We start from the raw sequence: 23,835 nt of genomic DNA, 5'->3' as shown, positions 1-23,835 counted from the left end.
ATGAACCGTATCGTGATCGTCGTCGTGGCGGCGGCAGTGGTGTTGGCGGCCCTGGGCGCCGGGTACTGGTGGGGGCGGTCGCAGTCGGGCAGTCCGGCGACCGGCAGCGCCGGGGCCGTGTCGGACGACCGCGAAGTCCTCTACTGGTACGACCCGATGGTCCCGGACCAGCACTTCGACAAGCCGGGCAAGTCGCCTTTCATGGACATGATGCTGGTCCCCAAATACGCCGACGAAGCGGCTGGCGGTGGAATCTCGATTGCGCCCGGCATGCGACAGAGCCTCGGCATCCGGGTCGCGCCGGCCGAGCTTGGCCGGCTGGAGAGCGCACTGACGGTGCCGGGCACCCTCGGCTGGGACCTGCGCGCCGAGCACGTGATCAGCATGCCGGTCGACGGCGTCGTCAGCCGGCTGCACGTCAAAACGCCGTTCGAGTCCGTGCATGCGGGTCAGCCGTTGGTGAACGTGCTGGCCCCGCGCTGGAGCGTGGCGCTGGCGGAGGCCGGCGCGCTGGACGGGGCCGGTTCGGCCTCGGCGCAGGCGTTGCGTTCGGCCGCGCAGCAACGCCTGCGTGCGCTTGGCCTGCCGAGCGGCGCACGAGCAGCTGGCGACGGCAGCATCGTGCTGATTTCGCCGGTCACCGGTGTGGTCAGCGAAATCGGCGTGCGCGAGGGGGATGCCGCCATGCCAGGCACGATGCTGTTACGGGTCAACGGCGCGGACACGATGTGGCTGGTAGCGGCGGTGCCGCAGGCCGATGTCGCCGGATTGCGGGCCGGCACGCCGGTGCAGGCCCGCGTGAGCGCGTTTCCGGGACGGCAGTTCACGGGCGAGGTCGAGGCCTTGCTGCCCGACGTCGACCCCAGCAGCCGAACCCAGCAGGCGCGGATCGTGCTGGATAACCCGGAAGGCCTGCTGGCGCCGGGCATGTTTGCCGAGGTCGGTCTGCAGCCCGAGCGCGGCAAGAAGGAGGTGCTGCTGGTGCCGACGGACGCCGTCATCGGCGCCGGCGAGCGGTCCCACGTGATCGTCCGCGACGAGAACGACAGGTTCGTGCCGGTGGCCGTCCGGACCGGGCGCAGCAGCGGAGGCCGCACCGAAATCTTGAGCGGGCTGAAAGGCGGCGAACCCGTGGTGGTGTCGGGGCAGTTCCTGATCGATTCGGAGGCGAGCCTGTCGGGGGCGCTGGAGCGTTTGAATGCGGCTTCGGAGGAGAGTGCCGAAACGGAATCAGCGCCGGGGAACGAGCAGGAACGCAAATGTGAAGTCGAGTACTGGCATGACCCGATGGTGCCGGACCGGCATTTCGACGAGCCCGGCCAATCGCCGTTCATGGACATGATGCTGGTGCCCAGGTTCACGGACGCGTCGAGCCCCGACTGCACCGTCGACGATGTCCAGGGCGCCGCCAAGGCGGAGGCGCAATCATGATCGCGCGCATCATCCGCGGCTCGATCGCCAACCGGGTGCTGGTGCTTGCGGCCGCTGTGGCGCTGGCGGTGTGGGGCCTGTGGGCGCTGACGCGAACGCCGCTCGACGCGCTGCCGGACCTGTCCGACGTGCAGGTCATCATCCGCACCGAGTGGCCTGGGCAGACGCCGCGCATCGTCGAGGACCAGGTCACCTACCCGTTGACCACGACCATGCTGTCGGTCCCCGGGGTCAGGACGGTGCGCGGCTTCTCGTTTTTCGGCGACTCCTACGTCTACGTGCTGTTCGACGACGACACTGATCTGTACTGGGCGCGTTCGCGCGTGCTCGAATACCTGAGCCAGGTGCGCGGCGAGTTGCCGGAAGGCGTCAATCCGTCGCTCGGTCCGGACGCAACCGGCCTGGGCTGGGTGTACCAGTACGCATTGGTCGACCGTACCGGCCAATACGATCTGGGCGAGTTGCGTTCGCTGCAGGACTGGTTCCTGCGCTACGAGCTCAAGACCGTCCCCGACGTGGCCGAGGTCGCGAGCCTGGGCGGCATGGTCCAGGCCTGGCAGATCGTGCCGGACCTGCAGGGGTTGGCGGCGCGCGGCATTACCGTCGCCCAGCTGACAGAGGCGATCCAGGCCGCCAATGGTGCCACCGGCGGCTCGGTGATCGAGCAGGCCGAGGCCGAGTTGATGGTGCGTAGCGAGGGCTACCTGCAGAACCGGGCGGATTTCGAAACCATCCCGGTGGCCAGCGGCCCGGTGCCGGTGCTGCTGCGCGACGTGGCGACGGTGCAGCGCGGGCCGACGTTGCGACGCGGCATCGCCGAGCTCGACGGCGAAGGCGAGGTCGCCGGCGGCATCATCGTGCTGCGTACCGGCAAGGACGCACTCACGGCGATCCAGGCGGTCAAGGATCGGCTCGAGGAGTTGCAGGCCAGCCTGCCCGACGGGGTCGAGGTGGTACCGGTGTATGACCGCTCCGAACTGATCCTGGATGCGGTGCGCAATCTGGCGAAGAAGCTCGGCCAGGAGTTCCTGATCATCGCACTGGTGTGCGCATTGTTCCTGTGGCACCTGCGCTCGTCGCTGGTGGTGATCATCAGCCTGCCGCTGGGCGTGCTGGCCGCCTTCATCGTCATGTACTACCAGGGGATCAGCGCCAACCTGCTGTCGCTGGGCGGCATTGCGATCGCGATCGGCGCGATGGTCGATGCTGCGGTGGTGATGATCGAGAACGCGCACAAGCACGTCGAAGCCTGGCGCCTGGCGCACGAAGATCGCGATGAACCCTCGCCCGTCGAGCGCTGGGGGATGATCGCCGATGCCGTCAGCGAAGTCGGGCCGGCACTGTTCGTCAGCCTGCTGGTGATCACCCTCTCGTTCGTGCCGGTGTTCGCGTTGGAGGCCCAGGAGGGACGACTGTTCTCGCCGCTGGCCTTCACCAAGACTTATGCGATGGCCGCCGCCGCGGGCTTGTCGATCACCCTGGTGCCGGTGCTGATGGGCTACCTGATCCGCGGGAAACTCCGTGCGGAGTCGGAAAATCCGATCAATCGCGCATTGCTCGTCGGCTACCGGCCGGTGTTGAACTGGGTGCTGCGCTTCCCGCGGCTGACCCTGGTCGCGGCCGGCGTGGTGTTGCTGCTGACCGCACTGCCCTATATGAAGCTCGGCAGCGAGTTCATGCCGCCGCTGGACGAAGGTAGTCTGATCTACATGCCCACCGCGCTGCCCGGCTTGTCGGCCGGCAAGGCGGCGCAGCTGCTGCAGCAAAGCGACCGCATGATCAAGACCGTGCCCGAGGTGGAACACGTGTTCGGCAAGGCCGGGCGCGCGCAGACCACCACCGATCCGGCGCCGCTGGTGATGTTCGAATCCACGGTGACGTTCAAGCCGCGCAGCGAATGGCGTCCGGGCATGACCATGGACAAGCTGATCCAGGAACTGGACCAGGCGGTGCAACTGCCCGGCCTGACCAACCTGTGGGTGCCGCCGATCCGCAACCGCATCGACATGCTGTCGACCGGCATCAAGAGTCCGATCGGGATCAAGGTCAGCGGGCCGGACATCGACGAGTTGGCGCGTCTGGCCGAGCAGATCGAGAAGATCGCCACCGAAGTGTCCGGGGTCAGCTCGGCGGTGGCCGAACGGATCACCGGCGGGCGCTATCTCGATGTCACCGTCCGTCGCGAAATCGCCGCCCGCTACGGCCTCAGCCAGGCCGCGTTGCAGCGACTGATCGCAACCGTGGTCGGTGGCGCGCCGATCGCCCAGACCATCGAAGGCCGCGAGCGCTACCCGGTGGTGCTGCGCTATCCGCGCTCGCAACGCGACAGCGTGGCGGCGCTGGAACAGTTGCCGATCGTGGCCGCCGGCGGCGTGCAGCTGACCCTGGGCCAGGTGGCCGACCTGAAGCTCACCTCCGGGCCGCCGATGCTCAAGAGCGACGACGCACGGCTGACCAGCTATGTCTACGTCGACGTGGCCGGGCGCGATCTGGGCTCGGTGGTCGCCGACCTGCAGGACGTGGTCGCCGAACAGGTGCAGCTGCCGGCCGGTTACGCGGTGCAATGGTCGGGGCAGTTCGAATTCATGCAACGCGCACGCGCGCGGCTGCAGATGGTGGTGCCGATGACGCTGGCGATCATCTTCGGGCTGATCTACCTGGTGTTCCGGCGCGCTGCGGAGGCGGCCATCATCATGCTCAGCCTGCCGCTGGCCGTTGTCGGTGGGCTATGGCTGATCTGGCTGATGGGCCACGCGATCTCGGTCGCGACCCTGATCGGCTTCATCGCCCTGGCCGGCGTGGCCGCCGAGCTGGGCATCATCATGCTGCTGTACCTGCGGAATGCATGGGAAAGGCAACTCGAAGCCGACCCGAATTCGGATGCGACCGCAGTCGATCGTGCGATCCGCGACGGCGCGGTGCAGCGGGTGCGGCCGATCGCGATGACCGTGGCGGTGATCCTGGCCGGCCTGCTTCCGCTGATGATCGGCGGCGGCGCCGGCTCGGAGGTGATGCAGCGCATCGCCGCGCCGATGGTCGGCGGCATGCTCAGCGCGCCGTTGCTGTCGATGCTGGTGATCCCGGCGGCTTACAAGCTGCTCCAGCAGAGCCGGCTGACCCGCGCAAGCCATCGCGCTCGCCATACCCCGTCGGGATGACATGGACACTCGCCCATCGACCGGAGGACAAGGCGACTGCGACGGTCGAAGGCGCTTCGGACGTGCGCGGCCTCAGCGCTTGACGTACCCGATCCACGAAAACAGCGGGCGCCCGAACGCCAGGCACAGCAGCGACAGCACGACCACGGCACCGACGTGCCAAAGCAGCACCATCAGTGCGCTCTCTCCGCCGTGAAACAGGCTCACGCCCGCGGCCGACAGGGCCGCGGCGCTCAGCGCCGACAGCATCGCCGTGGGACCGGGGCGGACGACGCCGGCATGGCGCACCATCAGCAGCATCACCAGCCCGAGCGGAATGCTGGCCATGGCGATCGCGACGGCGCATTCCGAGCTGGCCATCTCCAGCACGAAGGCTTCGCTGCCCATGCGGGCGGCATCGTGCAGGCAGCCCCAGCCCAGGCCGCCCAGCCACAACGCGAGCGCCGGCAGCGGAAGCCAGGCCCAGCGCGGCGAGCGGCCCGGCACGCTGATCTGGAAGACCGCGTAGGCGGCGAGCACGCCGGTCAGGATGCTGGCGATCCATTCGACCAGCGCCGGCGGCGCGGCAAGATCCGCAGTCAGGCCGGGGCGCAGGCCATAGGCGGCGACGATCGCCATGATGAGCGCGGTTGCCATCGCGACCCACAGCAGCGTTCGTCGCAACGGCGATGCGAGCGGACGGACCGGCCTGGCCTGCGCGGTCAGCTGGTCGATGAGGCGGCTGGTGTCAGTCATGAGGTTCTTCCTTTCCCGCCAAGGCTTGCCGCAACGATTTCAACGCGCGATGACAGGCCACTTTCAGCGCACCGACGCTTTGCCGGCTGCGGGTCGATGCCTCGCCGAGCGAGAGTTCTTCGAGGTGCAGCAGGCGGATCGCCTCCTGCTGTTTCGGCGACAGTCCGTCGACGGCTTCGTGGACCGTACGACTGTCGTGAAGGTGCGTCGTCGTTTCGTACGGGCCGGGCGACGCCTCCTGCAGGCGATCCAGTGCGTCGTCGGCGTCGATTTCATGCGCGACGCGCCGCGAGCGGCGCCGGAGCAGGTCGATGCAGCGGCGCGTGGCGATCGTGGCCAGCCAGGGCTTGAACGGCCGCCCATGTTCATAGGTATGCCGGATGTCGTGCACGACCAGCAGAATCTCCTGCACGGCATCCTCCGCATCCTCGCCGCGGCCGAGATAGCGATGCGCAATCGCCCGCAGGTAGGGAGTGATGTCGCTGAGCAGCGAGTGGTACGCCGCCCGGTCGCCGTCCTGCGCGCGCATCATCAGCCCGGCCCATGCCGCGCCGCTGTCCCGGCCGTGCCGGGGCGAACCGCCGGGGGCGGCGGATGGATTGCGCTGGGGCATCGACGTGGTCGACTCCGGTCGCTGGAACGGGAGGATGGTGGCCATGATGCGACGGTCCGATGCGATCACCAAGTGCGGCACCGTGCCCGGGCGCGGCTGCGATTCGTGATCAGGTGATCCAGGGAGACGACTCCCGGCCCCCTGGCCATGAGGTAGAGCATCGCCACGGCCCACATCCCGTGCGTCGCGAACGCGCCGGGGTAGACGAAGACCTGGATCACCAGCGTCATGAGCAGCAGCGCGAACGCCGAGAAGCGGCTGGCCAGTCCGATCAGCAGCAGCAGCGGAAACACGTGCTCGGCGACGGCGGCGGTCACCGCGGCCAACTCGGGCGAAATCAGCGGCAGTGCGTATTCGCTGCGGAACAGTTCCACCGCATTCCCGGACATCCGCGGCAGGCCGAGTTCGGCGGTGCGGCCGATGGGGTCCAGCACCAGCCCTTCGATCTTGGTCTGCCCGGACAGCCAGAAGGTGACCGCGATCGAGAACCGCGCCAGCAGGGCGATGAAGCTGTGGGGAATGCGCTCGAAGAGCGCGATCACCTTCCAGATACCTCGTGCAGCGGCGGCCGAAGGGCCTGGACGGGTGTCGGGGGCGGCTGCTGCGAAAGTGTCCATGTCAATGCTCCGGGGTGGAATCGAACGCGGTGACCAGGCCGTGACGGATCAGGACCGCGAACAGCGCGCCGTCGTCGACCTCGGCGCCGACGGCGGCATGCGCGCTCCCGAATGCGGCGGCGAAGGATTGTCCGCCGCGAAGCGCGTCCAGCCAGGCGACGGCGCCGCCGGGCAGGGCGGTGACGGTGACGTCGAATGCCGGACGGGCGATCAGCACGTCCTCGGTGCGCGCAACGTCGATGTCGGCGAGGCTGGCCTCGGCCATGTCCTGCAGGCCTTGATGCGCGCGCCAGATCGAATACGCGGCATGGCGGGCACGGAACCAGCAACAGGCGGGATGGAGCGCCGCGCGCGTCGCGGCCAGCCGTTCGGGCGCGTCGAACAGTTCGCGGTAGGCCGTGTCCGGGACCGGCGCGGCGTCGGCCGCGTGATAGGCGCGGATGCGCAATGCCTCGATCCTGGCCACGTCCGTGAGGTAGGGCACGGCGGCGGCGGGCGGAAACCTGGCAATGAAATCCGGAAAGCCGATCGCGTAATCGGTCAGCACCGGGCTTTGCGGTGGCGCGGCCAGGACGCGTTCGCGCGCCATCGCACGGAAGAATCCCGGGCCGACCAGGGCCTGGGTGACCGGGAACGACTCGGCCAGCGTATCGACCAGGCTGACGACGACGTTGTTGCGGTGCACGGCGAACCGGCGTTCGGCGCGCCGCCGGTCGCGGGTCTCGACTCCGGCAGGCACGTCGAGGTCCGGTCGCAGCAGCGCGGCGGCGAAATTCCCCAGCCGCAGCGGCGCGGCGGCGGAGTCCCGTTGCGAGGCGGCCTGCCGGGCGTCGGCGCCGGTCATGCCGCCCTCTCCTGCGCGGTTGCGCCGATCCCGTCCAGGATCGCCTCCGCCCGTCGCGCTTCTTCGCGCAGCGTCGCGTAGTCTGGTATCTGGTTGTCCCACTCGATCAGGGTCGCGATCGGTCCGGTCATCACCAGGGTGCGTGCGTACAGCGCCCAGACGGCATCGGCGACCGGCGAGCCGTGGTTGTCGATCAGCAGCAGGTCGCCGTCGACGTCGCGCTCCTCGGCGTGTCCGGCGAGATGGATCTCGCGTACCGCGTGTAGCGGCAGCGCCGCCAGGTAGGCGAGTGGATCGTGACCGTGGTTGCGGCAGGATACGTAGACGTTGTTCACATCCAGCAGCAGCCCGCAGCCGGTACGGCCCACGATGGCCGTCAGGAAATCGGGTTCGTCGTAGGTACTGCTCCCGAACTCGAGATAGGTAGCTGGGTTCTCCAGCAGCATTCGCACGCCGAGCCGGTCCTGCACTTGGTCGATGTGCGCGCAGACCCGGGCCAGGGTGCGAGTGTCGTAGCGCAGCGGCAGCAGGTCGTTGAAGAACCGGCCGTGGTGCGTCGACCAGGCGAGATGTTCGGAGAAAGCCGCGGGCCGATAGCGGGCGATCAGCGTCGCCAGTCGATCGAGGTGGGCCTGATCCGGCGGGTCCTCGCCGCCGATGGACAGGCCGACGCCATGCAATGAGAGCGGTAGCCGTTCCCGGAGCGCAGCGAGCTGGGCATGCGGTGCGCCACCGGCACCCATGTAGTTCTCGGCGTGCACCTCGATGAAGCCGGGCGGCGCGACGTCCGCCCGCAGCGCACCGAAATGACGGGGCTTGAATCCGATACCGGCCCGCACGGGCAGGCCGGTGCCGGCCGGAGAAGATTCGGCGAAGGAGGGGGGTGAGGGGAGGTTCACCGACCTGTCTCCGGAAGGGCCAGGGGCTTACGACTGCTCGGGTTCGAACGGCTCGGGCTGGCCGTGGCCGGTGGGAGAAGTTTCCGAGGCGGTCTGCGTGCAGGTACCGGCCGGCACGTACTTCCAGGCGTTCGCCTGATGGTCGGTCTTGGAGGTGCCGGCGCAGGTCGTGCCGGGGCCGGCGGCGCAATCATTCTTGCCGGCGAGGGCGATGCCGTAGCACTTCTCCTTCTCGGCGCCTTTTTCCTGCGCCTGTGCGGGCGAAGCGCCCATGGCCAGCGCCGAACCCAGCGCGGCGGCAAGGGCAAATGCGGGAAAGGCGGGCTGAATGCGGGTCGTCATGAAGAATCTCCTGAGCAGTTGATGGAAGCGGGGCGTCGTCGGGCACCGATAGCGGCGCCCGATCGCCCCCCGCATCAGGAGGATTCGTCCGGAAGGGCAAATGGTTACATCGAATCGGCTGGATTCGCGGAGCGAAAGGTTGCACGCGGCCGGCACCTCCTCGGCGAAGGCGAGGCCGGCCTGCATGGTCGTGCCGCTAAGGGCAGCAGGGAGCACTACGGCAGGTGGGACCGCTATGTCGTCTGACGCTCCCGAACGATCCGCCCGTTTGCCGGTGCTACTCCAGGTTCGCCAGCACGTGCTCCGCGCTCGAGACCTTGAACTCGCCCGGGGCCTCGACGAACAGCTGCTTCACCACGCCGTTCTCGGCGTACAGCGCGAAACGCTTGGCGCGGGTGCCCATGCCGTAGGCGCTGGCGTCCATTTCCAGCCCCAGCGCGCGGGCCAGGTCGCCGTTGCCGTCCGACAGCATCAGCATGCCCTCGGGCACGTCCAGGCTGTCGCCCCAGGCCTTCATCACGAACGGGTCGTTGACCGCCATGCAGGCGACGTCGATCCCGCGGGCGCGGAACGCGTCGAAATGCTTGACGAAGCCCGGCAGGTGCCGTTCCGAGCAGGTCGGGGTGAAGGCGCCGGGGACGGCGAACAGCACCACCTTCTTGTCGTCGAACAGGGTCAGGGTGTCGATGGTCTGGATGCCGCCGTCGATGTGCTTGAGCACCACCTCGGGGATCGGATCGCCGGGCTGGATGGGCATGCGGGTGTCCTGTGAGGGTTGACTGAACGCAGTCTAGCGTTTCCGCGTTACGGCGGCGGCAAACGCCCTTGAAAGGCGGCGCCGCGGCGCATCCAGGTGGGGCCGGGCAGCAGCGCGCGGCAGTAACGACGCCGCGGCCGCGGCTCCCGATCCGGCCGTTCGTCCCGTCACGGCCTGCAGGCGTGCTTGCAGGCCGTGACGTTTGTGGGATCCTCGGGCCCGACGGCGAAGCTCGTCGTGGGCCGGCGTTCGCCGGCGCACCGTACGGCCGCGGCCGCGGCCCCGATCCCGGCGCAAGGTGAAGCATGCAGTTCAAGGACTACTACGACATCCTCGGCGTCGAGCCGAGTGCGGGCGACGCGGAAATCAAGACCGCCTATCGCCGGCAGGCGCGCAAATACCATCCCGACGTCAGCAAGGAGCCGGGCGCCGAGGAGCGGTTCAAGGCGGTCAACGAGGCCTACGAGGCGCTGCGCGATCCGCAGAAGCGCAGCGCCTACGATCAACTGCGCGCCCGTGGCTATCGCCCCGGCGACGAGGTGCAGCCGCCGCGCGGCGGCTTCGGCCAGGGCGGCCCCGAGGGCGGCGTCGACTTCGACGAGATCTTCGCCGGCGGTGGCGCCGGCGGCGGCTTCAGCGATTTCTTCGAAGAGTTGTTCGGCCATCGGCGGGCAGGGGGCGGTCCGCGCGCCGGCCACGGTGGGCAACCGCGCGGAGACAGCCGTGCGCGCCTGGCGGTGCCGCTGGAAGCGGTGTACGAAGGCCGCGCCATCCGAATCGCCGTCAACGACAAGGCGCTGGACGTGCGGATCCCGAAGGGCGTGCGGCCGGGCCAGCTGATCCGCCTCAAGGGGCAAGGTGCCGGGCAGGGCGCAGGCGGCCGGGGCGATCTGCTGCTGGAGATCGAATATGCCGCGCATCCGCATTTCGAGGTCGACGGCGTCAATATCGTCCACGTGCTGCCGGTGGCGCCCTGGGAGGCGGCGCTCGGAGCGACCGTCAGCGTGCCGACGCTGGGCGGGCCGGTGGAGCTGAAGATCCCGCCCGATTCCGAGGCCGGGCGCAAACTGCGCCTGCGCGGCCGCGGCCTGCCGGGCGCGCGCGGCGCCGCGGCCGGGGACCAGATTGTGGAACTCGAGGTGACGGCGCCGCGTGCCGAGAACGAGGCGCAGCAAAAGGCCTATCGCGACCTGCAGGACGCTTTCGGCGCCGGCTGGCGGCGGGCCTGATCTGACCGGTGTGACTGACCGGTGTGACTCAGCCTGCGACGGGCGCCTGCGGTTTGGCGGAGCCGGCGTCGCCGGCGGTGAGGATGCTGGCGATCACGTCCGACAGCTCGCTCTCGCTGAAAGGCTTGGTGAGATAGCCGCGCGCGCCCTGGCGCATGCCCCAGATGCGGTCGGTTTCCTGGTCCTTGGTAGTGACGAGCACTACCGGGATGTGCCGGGTGGTGGGCTCGCGGGTGATCGCACGGGTCGCCTGGAATCCGTTGAGGTTCGGCATCACCACGTCCATCAGGATCAGGTCCGGGAGTTCGCGCTTGGCGGCGTCGACGCCGGCCTGGCCGTCTTCGGCCGGCAGCGCTTCATGGCCGAGCTTTTCCACGATCCGGCGGATGCCGGCCAGTTGCGAAGGCGAGTCGTCGACGATCAGGATGCGCGCCATGGTGTTCCCCGGATTCAACGTGAGGATTGTAACTGCGGTGCCGGCGCCCGCAAGCGACGGCACCGCCCGCGTCCGTACGGTGCGGGCCCCGCCCAGGCGAATCAACCGCCTGCGTCACGGAATTGAAGCGGATCGTCGCGACGGCGCCGTCGCGTCTCAGCCGATTGTGACCAGCGTCCGCCCGCGCGAGCCTCCGGCCAGCATGCGCGCGAACACCTCCGGCAGTTGCTCGAGCGATGCCTCGCGGGTGCAGATGCGGTCGAGGTGGCGCGGCTTCCAGTCGGACGCGAGCCGGCGCCAGACCTCGTCGCGGATCCCGCGCGCGGTGCCGGCCGAGGCCACGCCGAGCAGCGAGACGCCGCGGATGATGAACGGCATCACCGTGGCCGGCAGGTCGTGGCTCGCCGCGAGCCCGGCACTGGCGACGTTGCCGTAGGGCGCGGTCTGCGCGAGCAGGCTGGTCAGCATGGGCCCGCCGACGTTGTCGAGGCCACCGCCGAAGCGCACCGACTCCATCGGCCGCGCGGTCGCCAGCGCATCGCGGCCGAGCACCGCGTCGGCGCCGATCGCCAGCAGATAGCCGGCGTGTTCCGGCTTGCCGCTGATCGCGTGCACCCGGTAGCCGGCGCTGCTGAAGATGTCGACCGCCAGCGAGCCGACGCCGCCGGTGGCGCCGGTCACCGCCAGCGGGCCGAGGTCCGGCGTCTGCCGGTTCTCGCTCATGCGCAGCAGCGCCAGCGCCGCGGTGAAGCCGGCGGTGCCCACGATCATGCTCTCGCGCAGGCCGAGCCCGTTCGGCAGCGGAATTACCCAGCGGGACTCGAGCCGGGCGTACTCGGAATAGCCGCCGTCGCGGGTTTCGCTCAGGCCGCAGCCGGTGACCAGCACGGCGTCCCCTTCCTTGAACGCCTTGTCGGTCGAGGCGACGACATGGCCGGCCACATCGATGCCGCCGACCAACGGGAAACGCCGCAGGATCTTGCCCAGGCCGGTGCCGGCGAGGGCGTCCTTGTAGTTGACCGAGGAATACGCGGCCTTGATCACGACTTCGCCGGGTGCCAGGTCGTCCAGCGAGACGTCCTCGATGCCGCTGCGATAGCCGGCGTCGTCGTCGTGGATGCGGAAGGCGCGGAAGGTTTCGGGAGTGGTCATGGCGCCCGGCTCGTCATCCCAGCGGAAGCTGGGATCCATTTTGATTGCCGCGACGGGGCTGGTCAAAGAATGCATGGATACAGATCGTGCCAATCTGGATTGATCGTCTCGACAAGTTCGATTTTCCAGCGTCGTTTCCAGGCCTTCATCGCTTTTTCGCGCATGATGGCCGACTCCATGGATTCATGCGCTTCATACCAGACCAGCGTCCGGATCCGATACTTGCAGGTGAATCCATCAGCAGCGCCGCATTGATGCTGCCATACACGCTGTACGAGGTTCGAGGTCACGCCGATGTAAAGCGTCCCGCGCGGGCGGCTTGCAAGCATGTATACGCAGGGAATCCTTTCCCGCACTGCGCGTCTCGATAGGGCAGTCGCAGAAACCGGGAGTCTAGCGGTGGCCGGCCGCAGAGCAAAATGGGTCCCAGCTTTCGCTGGGACGACGGGTCGAGGGCAGCGGCTACCGTGCTAGCGCAAAGCGCGGCGGCGCTTCTCGTCCAACCATTTCGACGCCTGCGCCGGCTCGTACCCGCGCATCCAGGCGAGCAGGGCATCGATGTCGTCGCCGGTCCACAGGTCGGCACGCTGGTCCGGGTGCAGGAAGCGCTGCTCGACCATCCGGTCCATCATCGCGATCAGAGGCGACCAGAAGCCGTCGATGTCCAGGAACGCGCAGGGCTTGCGGCCGATGCCGAGCTGGCGCCAGGTCAGCATCTCGACGATCTCCTCCAGCGTGCCGAAGCCGCCGGGCAGGGCGACGAAGCCGTCGGCCAGGTCGAACATGCGCGACTTGCGCTCGTGCATCGAGCCGACGATCTCCAGCTGGGTGACGCCGCGGTGCGCGACCTCCCAGTCGACCAGCTGCTGCGGGATCACGCCCGTCACCTCGCCGCCGGCCTCGAGCACGGCATCGGCGACGGTGCCCATCAGGCCGATGTTGCCGCCGCCGTAGACCAGGCGGATGCCGTCCTTCGCCAGGCGCGTCCCCAACGCGATGGCGCGCTCGGTGTAGACCGGCTTGCTGCCGGCGTTGGAACCGCAGTAGATGCAGAGGCTTTGCATTGGCCGGGAATGGGGAATCGGGAATCGGAAATGGTCAAAGCGAAAGCAAAAGCCGGATAGCAGGGCGTTTGGCATCGGTCCGACGCCTTACCGCGGAAAAGCAGCACCGCTTTTGCGATTCCCGATTCTCCATTCCCGATTCCCGCCTCGATCAATTCGTCTTGTGGATCGCCCGCTTGTCCAGCGCCATCGCGGCGTCGTGGATCGCTTCGGACATGGTCGGGTGCGCATGGCAGATGCGCGCCAGGTCGTCGGCCGAGCCCTTGAACTCCATGGTCAGCACGCCCTCGTGCACGAGCTCCGAGACGTTGGCGCCGACCAGGTGCAGGCCGAGCACGCGGTCGGTCTCCGCGTGCGCGATGATCTTGACCATGCCCGCCGGCTCGCCCATCGCCACCGCGCGGCCGAGCGCCGCGAACGGGAAGGTGCCGACCTTGTACGGGACGCCCTCGTCCTTGAGCTGCTTCTCGGTGCGGCCGACCCAGGCGACTTCCGGTTCGGTGTAGATCACCCACGGCACGGTCTCGAGGTTGACGTGCCCGGGCAGGCCGGCGATCAGCTCGGCCACGGCGATGCCCTCCTCGAAGCCCTTGTGCGCCAGCATCGGCCCGCGCACGCAGTCGCCGACCGCCCAGACGCCGTCGACGCCGGTGTGGCAGTGCTCGTCCACCTCGATGCGACCGCGGTCGTCCAGTTTCACGCCGGTGCCGTCGGCCAGAAGGCCGTTGCTCGCGGCCTTGCGGCCCACGGAGACCAGCAGCTTGTCGAAGACCAGGCTCTGCTCGCCGTCCTTGTCCTCGAACGTGACGTGGACTTCGGTCTTCTTGCCCTTCTTCCTGACCTCGGTCTTGCCGACCTTGGCGCCCAGCTTGATGTCCAGGCCCTGCTTCTTGAATTCCTTGGCGGCGATCTTGGCGACCTCGGCATCGGCGGCGGCAAGGAAGTCGGGCAGGGCCTCGAGCACGGTGACCTCGGCGCCCAGGCGCTTCCATACGCTGCCCAGTTCCAGGCCGATCACGCCGGCGCCGATCACCCCCAGGCGTCCGGGCACCTCGGTGAAGTCGAGCGCGCCGACGTTGTCGACGATGTTCTCGCCGTCGAACTTCGCGAACGGCAGCTCGATCGAGTCGGAACCTGCCGCGATGATCACGTTGGTCGCCTTGAGCTCGACCTCGCTGTCGTCGTGTTGCTTCACTTTCACCATGCGGTCCGGATGCAGCGTGGCGAAGCCGTAGTACGGCGTCACCTTGTTGGCCTTGAACAGCATCGCGATGCCGCCGGTGAACTGCTTCACGATCTTGTCCTTGCGCCCGACCATGGCGCCGACGTCGATCTTGGCGTCCTTGAAGCTGATGCCGTGGTCGCCGAACAGGTGGCCCATGTTCCAGAACTGGCGCGAAGAGTCGAGCAGCGCCTTGGACGGGATGCAGCCCACCCGCAGGCAGGTGCCGCCGAGCGCCGGCTTGCCGTCCTTGCCGAGCGCGGCGTCGACGCAGGCGGTCTTCATGCCCAGCTGCGCGGCGCGGATGGCGGCGTGGTAGCCGGCGGGGCCGGCGCCGATGACGATGACATCGAATTGTTCGCTCATGCTTCGCTCACAACGGGAATCGGGAATGGGGAATCGGGAATAGGAAGAGCGGGCCGGGAATTGCTTTTACGATTCCCCATTTTCTCCATTCCCTATTCCCGGATGCTGCTCGGCATCACATGCCGAGCAGCATGCGGTGTGGGTTCTCAAGTTGATTCTTGATGTCGACCAGGAACAGCACCGCGTCCTTGCCGTCGATGACGCGGTGATCGTAGGACAGGGCGATGTACATCATCGGTGCGGCGACCACCTGGCCGTCCTTGACGACGGCGCGTTCCTTGATCGCGTGCATGCCGAGGATCGCCGACTGCGGCGGGTTGACGATCGGGGTCGACATCAGCGAGCCGAAGGTGCCGCCGTTGGTGATGGTGAACGTGCCGCCCTGCAGGTCCTCGAGCTTCAGCCCGCCCTCGCGCGCGGCCTTGGCGAAATCGGCGATGCCCTGTTCGACCTCGGCGAAGCCCATGCGCTCGACGTTGCGCAGCACCGGCGTGACCAGCCCGCGTTCGGTGGAGATCGCCACCGAGATGTCGGCGTAGCCGTGATAGATGATGTCGTCGCCGTCCACCGAGGCGTTGACCACCGGGTGCCGCTGCAGCGCGTTGGCGGCGGCCTTGGCGAAGAAGCTCATGAAGCCGAGCTTGATGCCGTGTTCCTTCTGGAACTGTTCGCCCAGTTCCTTGCGCAGCGCCATCACCTTGCCCAGGTCGACCTCGTTGAACGAGGTCAGCATGGCGATCGAGTTCTTGGACTGCATCAGGCGCTCGGCGATGCGCTTGCGGATCCGGGTCATCGGCACGCGTTCTTCCGGACGCGCGCCGCCCGACACGCCCGCGGTCTTGCCGGAGGCATAGTTGAGCAGGTTCTCCTTGGTCACCGCGCCGCGGCGGCCGGTGCCTTCGACCTGCGAGGCGTCGATGCCTTCCTTCTCGGCGGTGAAGCGTGCGCCGGGCGGCAGCTCCGCGGACGCGGGCGGGGCCGCCTTGGCTTCCTTCCTGGCCATCTGCGGGCCTTCCTGCTTGGCCGCCTTGACCTCGTCTGTCTCGTCCTTGGTGGCCGGCGGCGCCTCGTCGGCGCCGGCCTTGCCGCCTTCCTGCTTCTTTTCCTCTTTTTTCTCCTCTTTCTTCGGAGCCTCGGCGGCGGCGCCTTCCTCGATGACGGCGATCACCTGCGAGCTGGTCACGGTGGCGCCTTCCTCGAACTTGAGCTCCTTGATCACGCCGTCGACGGTCGAGGGCACCTCGAGCACGACCTTGTCGGTCTCCAGGTCGACGATGTTCTCGTCGCGCTTGACCGCGTCGCCGGGCTTCTTGTGCCAGCTGGCGATGGTGGCATCGGCGACGGATTCGGGCAGGACGGGGACCTTGATTTCAGTGGCCATGGGGCGGCTTCCTGGGAAAGCGGTGTGGGGTGGGAATCATTCGGCGGCGACCTTGCCCTTGAGCGGGTGCACCAGCGCGTCGGCGATCAGCTGCTTCTGCTCCTCGACGTGGTCGTGGAAGTGACCGACCGCCGGCGACGGCGAGCGCGGGCGGCCGGCGTAGTGCAGCTTCTGGCCGGGCGCGAGGCAGGCGTCGAGGTGGTGCTTGATCTGGTACCAGGCGCCCTGGTTCTGCGGCTCTTCCTGGCACCACACCAGGCCGACGCCCTTGCCGTAGCGCTTGAGCTCGGCGGCGAGCGTCTCGCGCGGGAACGGGTACAGCTGCTCGACGCGGATCAGCGCCACGTTGTCGAGCGACTGCTTGCGCTGTTCCTCGAGCAGGTCGTAGTAGACCTTGCCGGAGCAGGCGACCACGCGCTTGACCTGTTTCGGGTCGGCCTCGTCGGCGATCAGGTGCCTGAACCCGCCGTCGGACAGGTCCCGCAGCGGCGAGGCCGCCAGCTTGTGCCGCAGCAGCGACTTCGGCGTCATCACCACCAGCGGCTTGCGGGTCTTCATGCACAGCTGGCGGCGGATCATGTGGAACGCCTGTGCCGAGGTGGTCGGCACGCAGACGAACATGTTCTCCAGCGCGCACAGCTGCAGGAAGCGCTCCAGGCGCGCCGAACTGTGCTCGGGCCCCTGGCCCTCGTAGCCGTGCGGCAGGAACAGGGTCAGCCCGGTCAGGCGCTGCCACTTGGCCTCGCCGGAAGAGACGAACTGGTCGATCACCACCTGCGCGCCGTTGGCGAAGTCGCCGAACTGCGCCTCCCAGATGTCGAGCGTGCCGGGCTCGGAGGTGGAATAACCGTACTCGAACGCCATCACCGCCTCCTCGCTGAGCAGCGAGTCGATGATGGTGGCGTCTTCGGGGTTCTTCACCAGCTGCTGCAGCGGGATGTAGTCCTCGCCGCTGTTCTGGTCGTGCAGCACCGCGTGGCGGTGGAAGAAGGTGCCACGGCCGCTGTCCTGGCCGACCAGGCGCAGCTTGTGGCCTTCGTCGAGCAGGGTGGCGTAGGCGAGGTTCTCGGCGAAGCCCCAGTCGCCGGGGATCTCCCCGGCGGCCATCTTGCGGCGTTCCTCGTAGACCTTGGCGACGCGGGCATGCAGGGAGACGTCGTCGGGAATCTCGTTGATGACCTTCGCCAGCGCCTGCAGCTTGTCGGCGGGGACGCGGGTGTCGACCGGATCGTCGACCCTGCCGGAGAGATAGGGGCTCCAGTCGATGGTGAGGTCGTAGTCGTCCGGATTGGCGTCGGCCAGCTCGGTGGTGACCTCGCCGGCATCGAGCTTGTCGCGGAAGCCGTCGACGATCGCCTTGGCCTCGTCCTCGGCCACGACGCCGGCCTCGATCAGGCGTGCCGTGTAGAGCTCGCGCGGCGTCTTGTGCTTGCGGATGCTCTGGTACATCAGTGGCTGGGTGGCGGCCGGCTCGTCGGACTCGTTGTGGCCATGGCGCCGGTAGCAGACCAGGTCGACCACCACATCCTTGCCGAACTGCTGACGGAAGGCGTAAGCCAGTTCCATGCAGAACACCACGGCCTCCGGATCGTCCGCGTTCACGTGCAGCACCGGCGCGCCGACCATCTTCGCGACGTCGGTGCAGTACAGGGTGGAGCGGGCGTCCTGGCGATCGCTGGTGGTGAAGCCGAGCTGGTTGTTGATCACCACGTGCAGGGTGCCGCCGACCGCGAACCCGCGCGCCTGCGACATCTGCAGCAGCTCCATCACCACGCCCTGGCCGGCGAACGCGGCATCGCCGTGCAGCAGGACCGGCAGCACGGTCTTGCGCGCCTTGTCGCCGCGGCGGTGCTGGCGCGAGCGCACGCTGCCCACCACCACCGGGTCGACGATCTCCAGGTGCGAGGGGTTGAACGCCAGCGCCAGGTGCACCGGCCCGGACGGCGTCTGTACGTCGGCGGAGAAGCCCATGTGGTACTTGACGTCGCCGGTGTGCGCCGGGTCGTCGCTGGGCTTGTGCTCGAACTTGCCCTCGAACTCGTCGAACAGCTTGCGCGGCGACTTGCCCAGGGTGTTGACCAGCACGTTGAGGCGGCCGCGGTGGGCCATGCCGATGACGATGTCCTTGACCCCGTCGCTGCCGGCGCGCCGGACCAGGGTGTCCAGCAACGGGATCAGCGCATCGCCGCCTTCCAGCGAGAAGCGCTTCTGGCCGACGTACTTGGTATGCAGGTAACGCTCGAGGCCCTCGGCCGCGGTCAGGCGCTCGAGGATGCGCTTGCGGCCCTCGACGCCGGGATCGAAGCGGCCGCCGGCGCGCTCCAGGCGCTCGTACAGCCAGCGGCGCTGCTCGGCATCGGTGATGTGCATGAACTCGGCGCCGACCGGCCCGGTGTAGGTCGCCTTGAGCAGTGCCAGCAGGTCGCGCAGGCGCATGCGTTCGCGCCCGCCCACGCCGCCGGTGCTGAACTCGCCGTCGAGATCGGCGTCGGAGAGATTGTGGAAGGGCAGGCCGAGGTCGGGCGGGTTGACCGGCGGCGACAGGCCGAGCGGGTCGAGCTTCGCGCCCAGGTGGCCGCGCGAGCGGTAGGCGGTGATCAGGCGGCCGACATGGCGTTCGCGCTCGTCGGCGCCGCCGCCGGCGTGGCCGCGCGCCGCGCGCCGGCCGGATTCGGCAACCGCTTCGCGTACCGCCGAATGCGGGACATCGCCGGCCTCGCGGCCCTCGAGCGCGTCGAACCAGGTTTTCCATTTCGGCCCGACGCCGTCGGGGTCGACCAGGTATTGCTCGTACAGTTCTTCGATATAGGCGGCATTGGCGCCGAGTTGGGAAGACTGCGCAAACTGCTTCAGAAGACTGTCCACGTCTGGCGTATGGGGCTCGTAGGGGGAGGCGGGCGCCCGCTCCGGACGTCGTTCCGAACATTCCGGTGCGGGGGTGCGGCGGCCGCCGGCAAAGCGGGCGCATGAAGTCGCTGATTATAGCCGCAGCGCCGGTTGCGGTGCGACCGGCCACCGGACGGTCGACGGCGGCAGGTCAGCCGGTGTTGCCCGGTGCGAACGCGCCCTTCACAGTCCCAGCGCACGCAGTTCGCTGCACGGCCGCGCGCGCTCCCAGACCGGCTTGAAGGCCTCGACCAGCTGGCGTGCGCGGCCGGCGCCGTGGCGTTCGCATTCGCCGTCGAAGCGATGGCCGAGACCGCGGAAGTAATAGCCGCCGCTGTCATTGACGACGAAAGCCGAGGCATAGGCGCGGTCGACCGGATCCTCCACCTGGCGAAACAGGAACGCGCTCGGCAGCCGCTGTGCCAGGGCCAGCAGCGGCGCATGTGCCCGCTGCGCGGCCGCCGCGTCCTGCAGCAGCAACCGGACCTCGCTGCCGCGTTCGCGCACCGCGAACGCACGCAGCGCCTCCAGCACTTCGGGACTGTCGAGCAGCCCGGGATCGAGCTCGCGGCTGTAGATCCACAGGTGCCACCGCGCCCCGACCACGAGATCCACCGTGGCCGTCACGGCGTCTTCACGATTTTCGATGGACTGCGGCTGCGCGAGCGCCAGTCGCATGGTCTGGTGCTCGATGCCGGCTTCCCGGAAGCGCTCGCCGACCGGGACGAATCCGTGGCGGGTATAGAACGCGATCGCGTCCGCCTGCGCGTGCAGCACGACTTCCTTCAGCCCGCGCTCGCGCGCGATGCGCAGCAGCGCGTGCAAGAGGGCGGCGCCGACGCCGCGGCCGCGCCAGTCGGCCAGCACCGCCATGCGCCCGATCTTGCCCGCGTCGTCCATGCGTCCGGTGCCGATCGGGCGGCCGCCGGCGTCGCGGGCGAGGACATGCGCGCACAGCGGATCGATGGCGTCCAGCTCCAGTTCCGGCGGCACCTGCTGTTCGCGCACGAAGACGGCCTCGCGCACGGCGCGAAGGTCGGCCGAGGCGGCGGCGTAGTCCACGGCCTCGATCCGGAACGGCGCGTCCGCGGCGTTCGTGCTCATGGCGCCGGCTCGTCCTCGCCGCCGTCGTCGCCTCCGGGCGGCAGCAGACGGTAATGCCCCTGTGCGAGCAGGGCGAAGACCGCGTCGCGGCCGGTTTCGGAGAGCGCGCCATAGAGCTGCGCATCGATACCGGCGGCGGCGGCGATCCGTGCCGCGTCGCGCGCCGGCAGCGGCAGGTCCTGGCCGGCCACGTACAGCCGCGCCTCGTGCCCGCTGCGCCGCCAGGCCATGCGCGTGAACGGATGGCGGTGCAGCGTGCCGCCCTGCTGCAGGTCCCATTCGACCTCGATGCGCGAGCGCGATTCCCCGGACGGCGCGGCCTCGCCGCCGGCGCGGTAGAGGGTGATGAAACGCCCGAACCAGTCGCCGAGGCGGTCGGGATCGTTCATCCGCAGCAGGTTCAGCGCCTCGACCACGCGGTTCATCGCCGCGGCGTCGATCTCGTGAGGGTCGCGCGGCGGCGCCAGGTCGGGATCGCGGTAGCGCAGGCTGTCGTCGGCCTCGGAGATCATCGCGTCGACCCAGTCGCCCACCAACTCGGCGGCCGACGGCGCGCGCATGCCGATCGAGAAGGTCAGGCAGGGATCCTCGGCGATGCCGTGGTGCGGCACGCCCGGCGGCAGGTACAGCATGTCGCCGGGACCGAGTACCCAGTCGTGGGTGGGGGCGAAGCGCTGCAGCAGCTTGAGTTCGGTGTCCAGGCGGAAGTGCACCGGCGGGTCCGGACGGTCGTCGACCTGCCAGCGGCGCTGGCCCTGCGCCTGCAGCAGGAACACGTCGTACTGGTCGACGTGGGCGCCGACCGAGCCGCCGGGCGCGGCGAAGCTGACCATGATGTCGTCGATGCGCCAGCGCGGCAGGAAATCGAAACGCGGCAGCAGCGCGGCGACGTCGGCGTCCCATTTGTCGACGTCCTGCACCAGCAGGGTCCAGTCGTGGTCGGGCAGGCCGGGGAACAGCGATTCCGGGAACGGTCCCTGCCGCAGCAGCCAGCGGTCGCGGTCGCGTTCGTGGGCGACGATGCGCGCCAGCACGCCGTCCTCGCAGGCCAGGCCGGCGAGGTCTTCCGGGGTGATCGGGGAGACGAAATCCGGGAACGCGTTGCGGATCAGCAGCGGCCGCTTCTGCCAGTAGTTCTCCAGGAACTGCGCCGGCGGCATGCCCAGCGGCGGCAATGCGGAGGCATCGATTTCGATCGGAAGCGGGGGCATGCGCAAAAGCCTACGCGATCGGCATGTGGATCGCACGGAACGAACGGACCCGTAGAGCGGAGCTTGCTCCGCTGCTCCGGCACTTGGACAGAGTGGCGGCCGCCATCCCTGGCGCGCCTGTACCGGCTTCGGACCGTCCGGCCCGGCTTGCCGGCCCCGCGCAGCGCGCGGGGCGTTCGCCCGAGGCGCGAGGCAGTGCCTCGCAAACGCCCCGTGCTCACCCATGGCCGGGCGCTCAGCGCCACGCGAGCGGTCGATAGACAGCTCGCAAGCGTGTCGCTTTGCCCAAGCAACCTCGGCTCTACGAAGTCGGGTCCGGCGCGGACGGACCGGCGGCGATCTCGTCGTAGCCGCGGCCGAGGAACTGCAGCAGGCACCAACCATGGCCGAAGGGATCGGCCAATTGCACGATCCGGCCCCAGCTGTCTTCGCGAACGTCGCCTTCCTTGCGTGCGCCGGCGGCGAGAGCACGGGCCAGCGCGGCGTCGAGATCGTCGACCACCACGTCGCAATGGAGCGGACTCCAGTGGCGTGCGTAGCTCCGCCCGGCCGCGCCCGCCCCGATGCTGCCGGCGTCCTTCTTCAGCAGGTAGATCGGCGCCTGGGCCCCGAGCAGTTCGAGCACGCCATCGCCGATCCGGCGCGCGGGCCTGAGCCCGAATGCTTCGCAATAGAAGCGTTCGGCCCGGGCCAGGTCGTCGACGTCGATGTTGACCAGCAGGTGCATGCGCAGGTTCGCTTTCCGAAGCGTGTAATTTACTACCGTCGCGCGCTCGGAGGCGGTAGCCAATCCTTTCGCCGGAACTCGGCCGATCGAAGTCGCTGATGACCGTCTTCACGGGCACGACCGACGCGAGCGGTCGGCGAGCCGGCGGCGTCGGCGGCCCGCAGTCAGCGGTCTCGGCTCAAATCTGCTTCGCCAGCCGCTCGGCCAGGCCGGTATAGGTGGCGGGCGCGAGCGCCAGCAGGCGCCGTCGCTCGTCCTCCGGCAGCGCGAGCGACTCGATGAAACCGCGCATCGAGTCGGCGTCGATACCCCGGCCGCGGGTCAGCACCTTGAGCTGCTCGTAGGGGTTGGGCAGGCCGTGGCGGCGCATCACCGTCTGCACCGCCTCGGCCAGCACCTCCCAGGCGGCGTCGAGGTCGGCCTGCAGCCGCGCCTCGTCGGCGGCGAGCTTGTCGAGTCCGCGCAGCAGCGCATCGACGCCCACCAGGGCGTGGCCGAACGCGGTGCCGAGCCCGCGCAGCACGGTGGAGTCGGTGAGGTCGCGCTGCCAGCGGCTGACCGGCAGCTTGGCGGCGAAATGCTCGAACAGCGCGCTGGCGACGCCGAAGTTGCCCTCGGCGTTCTCGAAGTCGATCGGGTTGACCTTGTGCGGCATGGTCGAGCTGCCGATCTCGCCTTCCTTCGTCGTCTGGCGGAAGTAGCCGAGCGAGACGTAGCCCCAGAGGTCGCGGCACAGGTCGATGCAGATGCTGTCGATGCGGCGCTGCGCGTCGCACAGTTCGGCGATGCCGTCGTGCGGCTCGATCTGGGTGGTATAGGGTTGCCAGTCGAGCCCGAGCGAGTGCACGAAGCGCTCGGCGAACGAGGGCCAGTCGACATCCGGATAGGCGGCCACGTGCGCGTTGTAGTTGCCCACCGCGCCGTTGATCTTGCCCGGCATGCGCGCGGCGGCCAGGGTCTCGCCCTGGCGCTGCAGGCGCGCGACCACGTTGGCCAGCTCCTTGCCCAGGGTGGTCGGCGAGGCGGTCTGGCCGTGGGTGCGCGAGAGCATCGGCAGGGCCGCGTACGCGTGCGCCATCGCGCGCAGCTTCTCGATCAGGGCGTCGAGCTTCGGCAGCAGCACCTGCTGGCGGGCGTCGCCCAGCATCAGCGCGTACGACAGGTTGTTGATGTCCTCGCTGGTGCAGGCGAAATGCACGAATTCCAGCGCCGCGGCGAGATCCGGTTCGTCCTGCAGCCGCTCCTTGATGAAGTATTCGACCGCCTTGACGTCGTGGTTGGTGGTGCGCTCGATCTCCTTGACCCGTGCCGCGTCCGCGACCGAGAAGTCGTCGACCAGGCGGCGCAGTTTCGCGCGCCGGGCCTCGTCGAACGCCGGCAGTTCGACGATGGCCGGATGGGCGGCGAGCGCCAGCAGCCATTCCACTTCGACCCGGACCCGGGCGCGGATCAACCCGTACTCGGAGAAAATCGGGCGCAGCGCGTCGACCTTGCCGGCATAGCGGCCGTCGAGCGGGGACAGGGCGAGCAGGCGCGATTCTGCCGGTGCGTCGATCGGGCTGGCGGGAGCGGACATGAGGCGGCGACTCTGGCGGTGTGGCGAAACCACCAAGTTTACAGGCAGCGGCGATCCGGCGCCGCGACGGGACGTCCGGCATCCA

Annotated in this window: 21 protein-coding genes; 3 read left to right on the top strand and 18 right to left on the bottom strand. The window is 68.8% G+C overall.

From position 1 onward, the window contains the following. Positions 1–1,431 carry an efflux RND transporter periplasmic adaptor subunit gene (locus AB5T46_RS06215; protein WP_370563115.1) on the top strand — a complete coding sequence of 477 codons (1,431 nt, stop codon included), beginning with the start codon at positions 1–3 and terminating at the stop codon, positions 1,429–1,431. Then, positions 1,428–4,589, top strand: coding sequence for an efflux RND transporter permease subunit (locus tag AB5T46_RS06210; RefSeq protein WP_370562985.1), 3,162 nt, complete (start codon positions 1,428–1,430; stop codon positions 4,587–4,589). The genes AB5T46_RS06215 and AB5T46_RS06210 overlap by 4 nt, the downstream gene beginning before the upstream one ends. Before the next feature lie 72 nt (positions 4,590–4,661). Here the strand turns inward: AB5T46_RS06210 and AB5T46_RS06205 are convergent, their stop codons facing one another. The 7 genes from AB5T46_RS06205 to AB5T46_RS06175 all read right to left on the bottom strand — a co-directional run bounded on the left by AB5T46_RS06205 (position 4,662) and on the right by AB5T46_RS06175 (position 9,396). Next, positions 4,662–5,324 (bottom strand): DUF1109 domain-containing protein, encoded by a 663-nt coding sequence (locus AB5T46_RS06205; protein ID WP_370562984.1) that lies wholly within the window; start codon positions 5,322–5,324, stop codon positions 4,662–4,664. Continuing rightward, positions 5,317–5,982: a sigma-70 family RNA polymerase sigma factor gene (locus AB5T46_RS06200; protein ID WP_370562983.1), complete on the bottom strand. Its 666-nt coding sequence runs from the start codon at positions 5,980–5,982 to the stop codon at positions 5,317–5,319. Before AB5T46_RS06200 ends, AB5T46_RS06205 begins: the two co-directional genes overlap by 8 nt. Positions 5,983–6,002: 20 nt before the next feature. Beyond that, complete coding sequence (locus AB5T46_RS06195; protein WP_370562982.1) at positions 6,003–6,554, bottom strand: DoxX family protein; 552 nt, start codon at positions 6,552–6,554, stop codon at positions 6,003–6,005. A gap of 1 nt (position 6,555) precedes the next feature. Then, positions 6,556–7,398 (bottom strand): HvfC/BufC family peptide modification chaperone, encoded by an 843-nt coding sequence (locus tag AB5T46_RS06190; protein WP_370562981.1) that lies wholly within the window; start codon positions 7,396–7,398, stop codon positions 6,556–6,558. Then, positions 7,395–8,297 (bottom strand): MNIO family bufferin maturase, encoded by a 903-nt coding sequence (bufB, locus tag AB5T46_RS06185; protein WP_370562980.1) that lies wholly within the window; start codon positions 8,295–8,297, stop codon positions 7,395–7,397. Before bufB ends, AB5T46_RS06190 begins: the two co-directional genes overlap by 4 nt. A 27-nt stretch (positions 8,298–8,324) precedes the next feature. After that, positions 8,325–8,825 (bottom strand): BufA1 family periplasmic bufferin-type metallophore, encoded by a 501-nt coding sequence (locus tag AB5T46_RS06180; RefSeq protein WP_370562979.1) that lies wholly within the window; start codon positions 8,823–8,825, stop codon positions 8,325–8,327. 91 nt (positions 8,826–8,916) lie between these two features. Then, a complete protein-coding gene (locus tag AB5T46_RS06175) occupies positions 8,917–9,396 on the bottom strand; it encodes a peroxiredoxin (protein WP_370562978.1) in 480 nt (159 codons plus the stop codon). Positions 9,397–9,701: 305 nt separating this feature from the next. Between AB5T46_RS06175 and AB5T46_RS06170 the strand changes: the two genes are divergently transcribed. Further along, positions 9,702–10,625, top strand: a complete 924-nt coding sequence (locus AB5T46_RS06170) for a DnaJ C-terminal domain-containing protein (protein WP_370562977.1) — start codon at positions 9,702–9,704, stop codon at positions 10,623–10,625. Positions 10,626–10,653: 28 nt separating this feature from the next. On the opposite strand, the gene pilH is transcribed toward AB5T46_RS06170, so the two are convergent. From pilH to purB, 11 genes are all read right to left on the bottom strand, one after another. Further along, positions 10,654–11,061 carry a twitching motility response regulator PilH gene (pilH, locus tag AB5T46_RS06165; RefSeq protein WP_370562976.1) on the bottom strand — a complete coding sequence of 136 codons (408 nt, stop codon included), beginning with the start codon at positions 11,059–11,061 and terminating at the stop codon, positions 10,654–10,656. 156 nt (positions 11,062–11,217) lie between these two features. After that, positions 11,218–12,213, bottom strand: a complete 996-nt coding sequence (locus tag AB5T46_RS06160; RefSeq protein WP_370562975.1) for a YhdH/YhfP family quinone oxidoreductase — start codon at positions 12,211–12,213, stop codon at positions 11,218–11,220. A gap of 62 nt (positions 12,214–12,275) precedes the next feature. Then, on the bottom strand, positions 12,276–12,542 hold the full coding sequence (locus tag AB5T46_RS06155) for a GIY-YIG nuclease family protein (RefSeq protein WP_370562974.1): 267 nt from the start codon (positions 12,540–12,542) through the stop codon (positions 12,276–12,278). A 141-nt stretch (positions 12,543–12,683) separates the two neighbouring features. Next, positions 12,684–13,277 carry an LOG family protein gene (locus AB5T46_RS06150; RefSeq protein WP_370562973.1) on the bottom strand — a complete coding sequence of 198 codons (594 nt, stop codon included), beginning with the start codon at positions 13,275–13,277 and terminating at the stop codon, positions 12,684–12,686. 151 nt (positions 13,278–13,428) lie between these two features. Continuing rightward, a complete protein-coding gene (gene lpdA, locus AB5T46_RS06145) occupies positions 13,429–14,865 on the bottom strand; it encodes a dihydrolipoyl dehydrogenase (protein ID WP_370562972.1) in 1,437 nt (478 codons plus the stop codon). Between the two features lie 115 nt (positions 14,866–14,980). Then, positions 14,981–16,246, bottom strand: coding sequence for a dihydrolipoyllysine-residue succinyltransferase (gene sucB / locus AB5T46_RS06140; protein WP_370562971.1), 1,266 nt, complete (start codon positions 16,244–16,246; stop codon positions 14,981–14,983). Between the two features lie 36 nt (positions 16,247–16,282). Then, positions 16,283–19,111, bottom strand: a complete 2,829-nt coding sequence (locus AB5T46_RS06135; RefSeq protein WP_370562970.1) for a 2-oxoglutarate dehydrogenase E1 component — start codon at positions 19,109–19,111, stop codon at positions 16,283–16,285. 204 nt (positions 19,112–19,315) lie between these two features. Continuing rightward, a complete protein-coding gene (locus AB5T46_RS06130; protein ID WP_370562969.1) occupies positions 19,316–20,236 on the bottom strand; it encodes a GNAT family N-acetyltransferase in 921 nt (306 codons plus the stop codon). Continuing rightward, complete coding sequence (locus tag AB5T46_RS06125) at positions 20,233–21,447, bottom strand: JmjC domain-containing protein (RefSeq protein WP_370562968.1); 1,215 nt, start codon at positions 21,445–21,447, stop codon at positions 20,233–20,235. Before AB5T46_RS06125 ends, AB5T46_RS06130 begins: the two co-directional genes overlap by 4 nt. A 301-nt stretch (positions 21,448–21,748) precedes the next feature. Next, complete coding sequence (locus tag AB5T46_RS06120; protein ID WP_370563114.1) at positions 21,749–22,174, bottom strand: VOC family protein; 426 nt, start codon at positions 22,172–22,174, stop codon at positions 21,749–21,751. 178 nt (positions 22,175–22,352) lie between these two features. Further along, entirely contained in the window at positions 22,353–23,750 is a 1,398-nt protein-coding gene (purB, locus tag AB5T46_RS06115) for an adenylosuccinate lyase (RefSeq protein ID WP_370562967.1), read from the bottom strand. Positions 23,751–23,835: the final 85 nt, after the last annotated feature.

Source organism: Luteimonas salinilitoris, assembly GCF_041300785.1.
GTDB classification, from domain to species: Bacteria; Pseudomonadota; Gammaproteobacteria; order Xanthomonadales; family Xanthomonadaceae; genus Luteimonas; species Luteimonas salinilitoris.
Note: the sequence above shows the minus strand (reverse complement) of the source record. Positions and strands in the feature narration are given on the sequence as shown.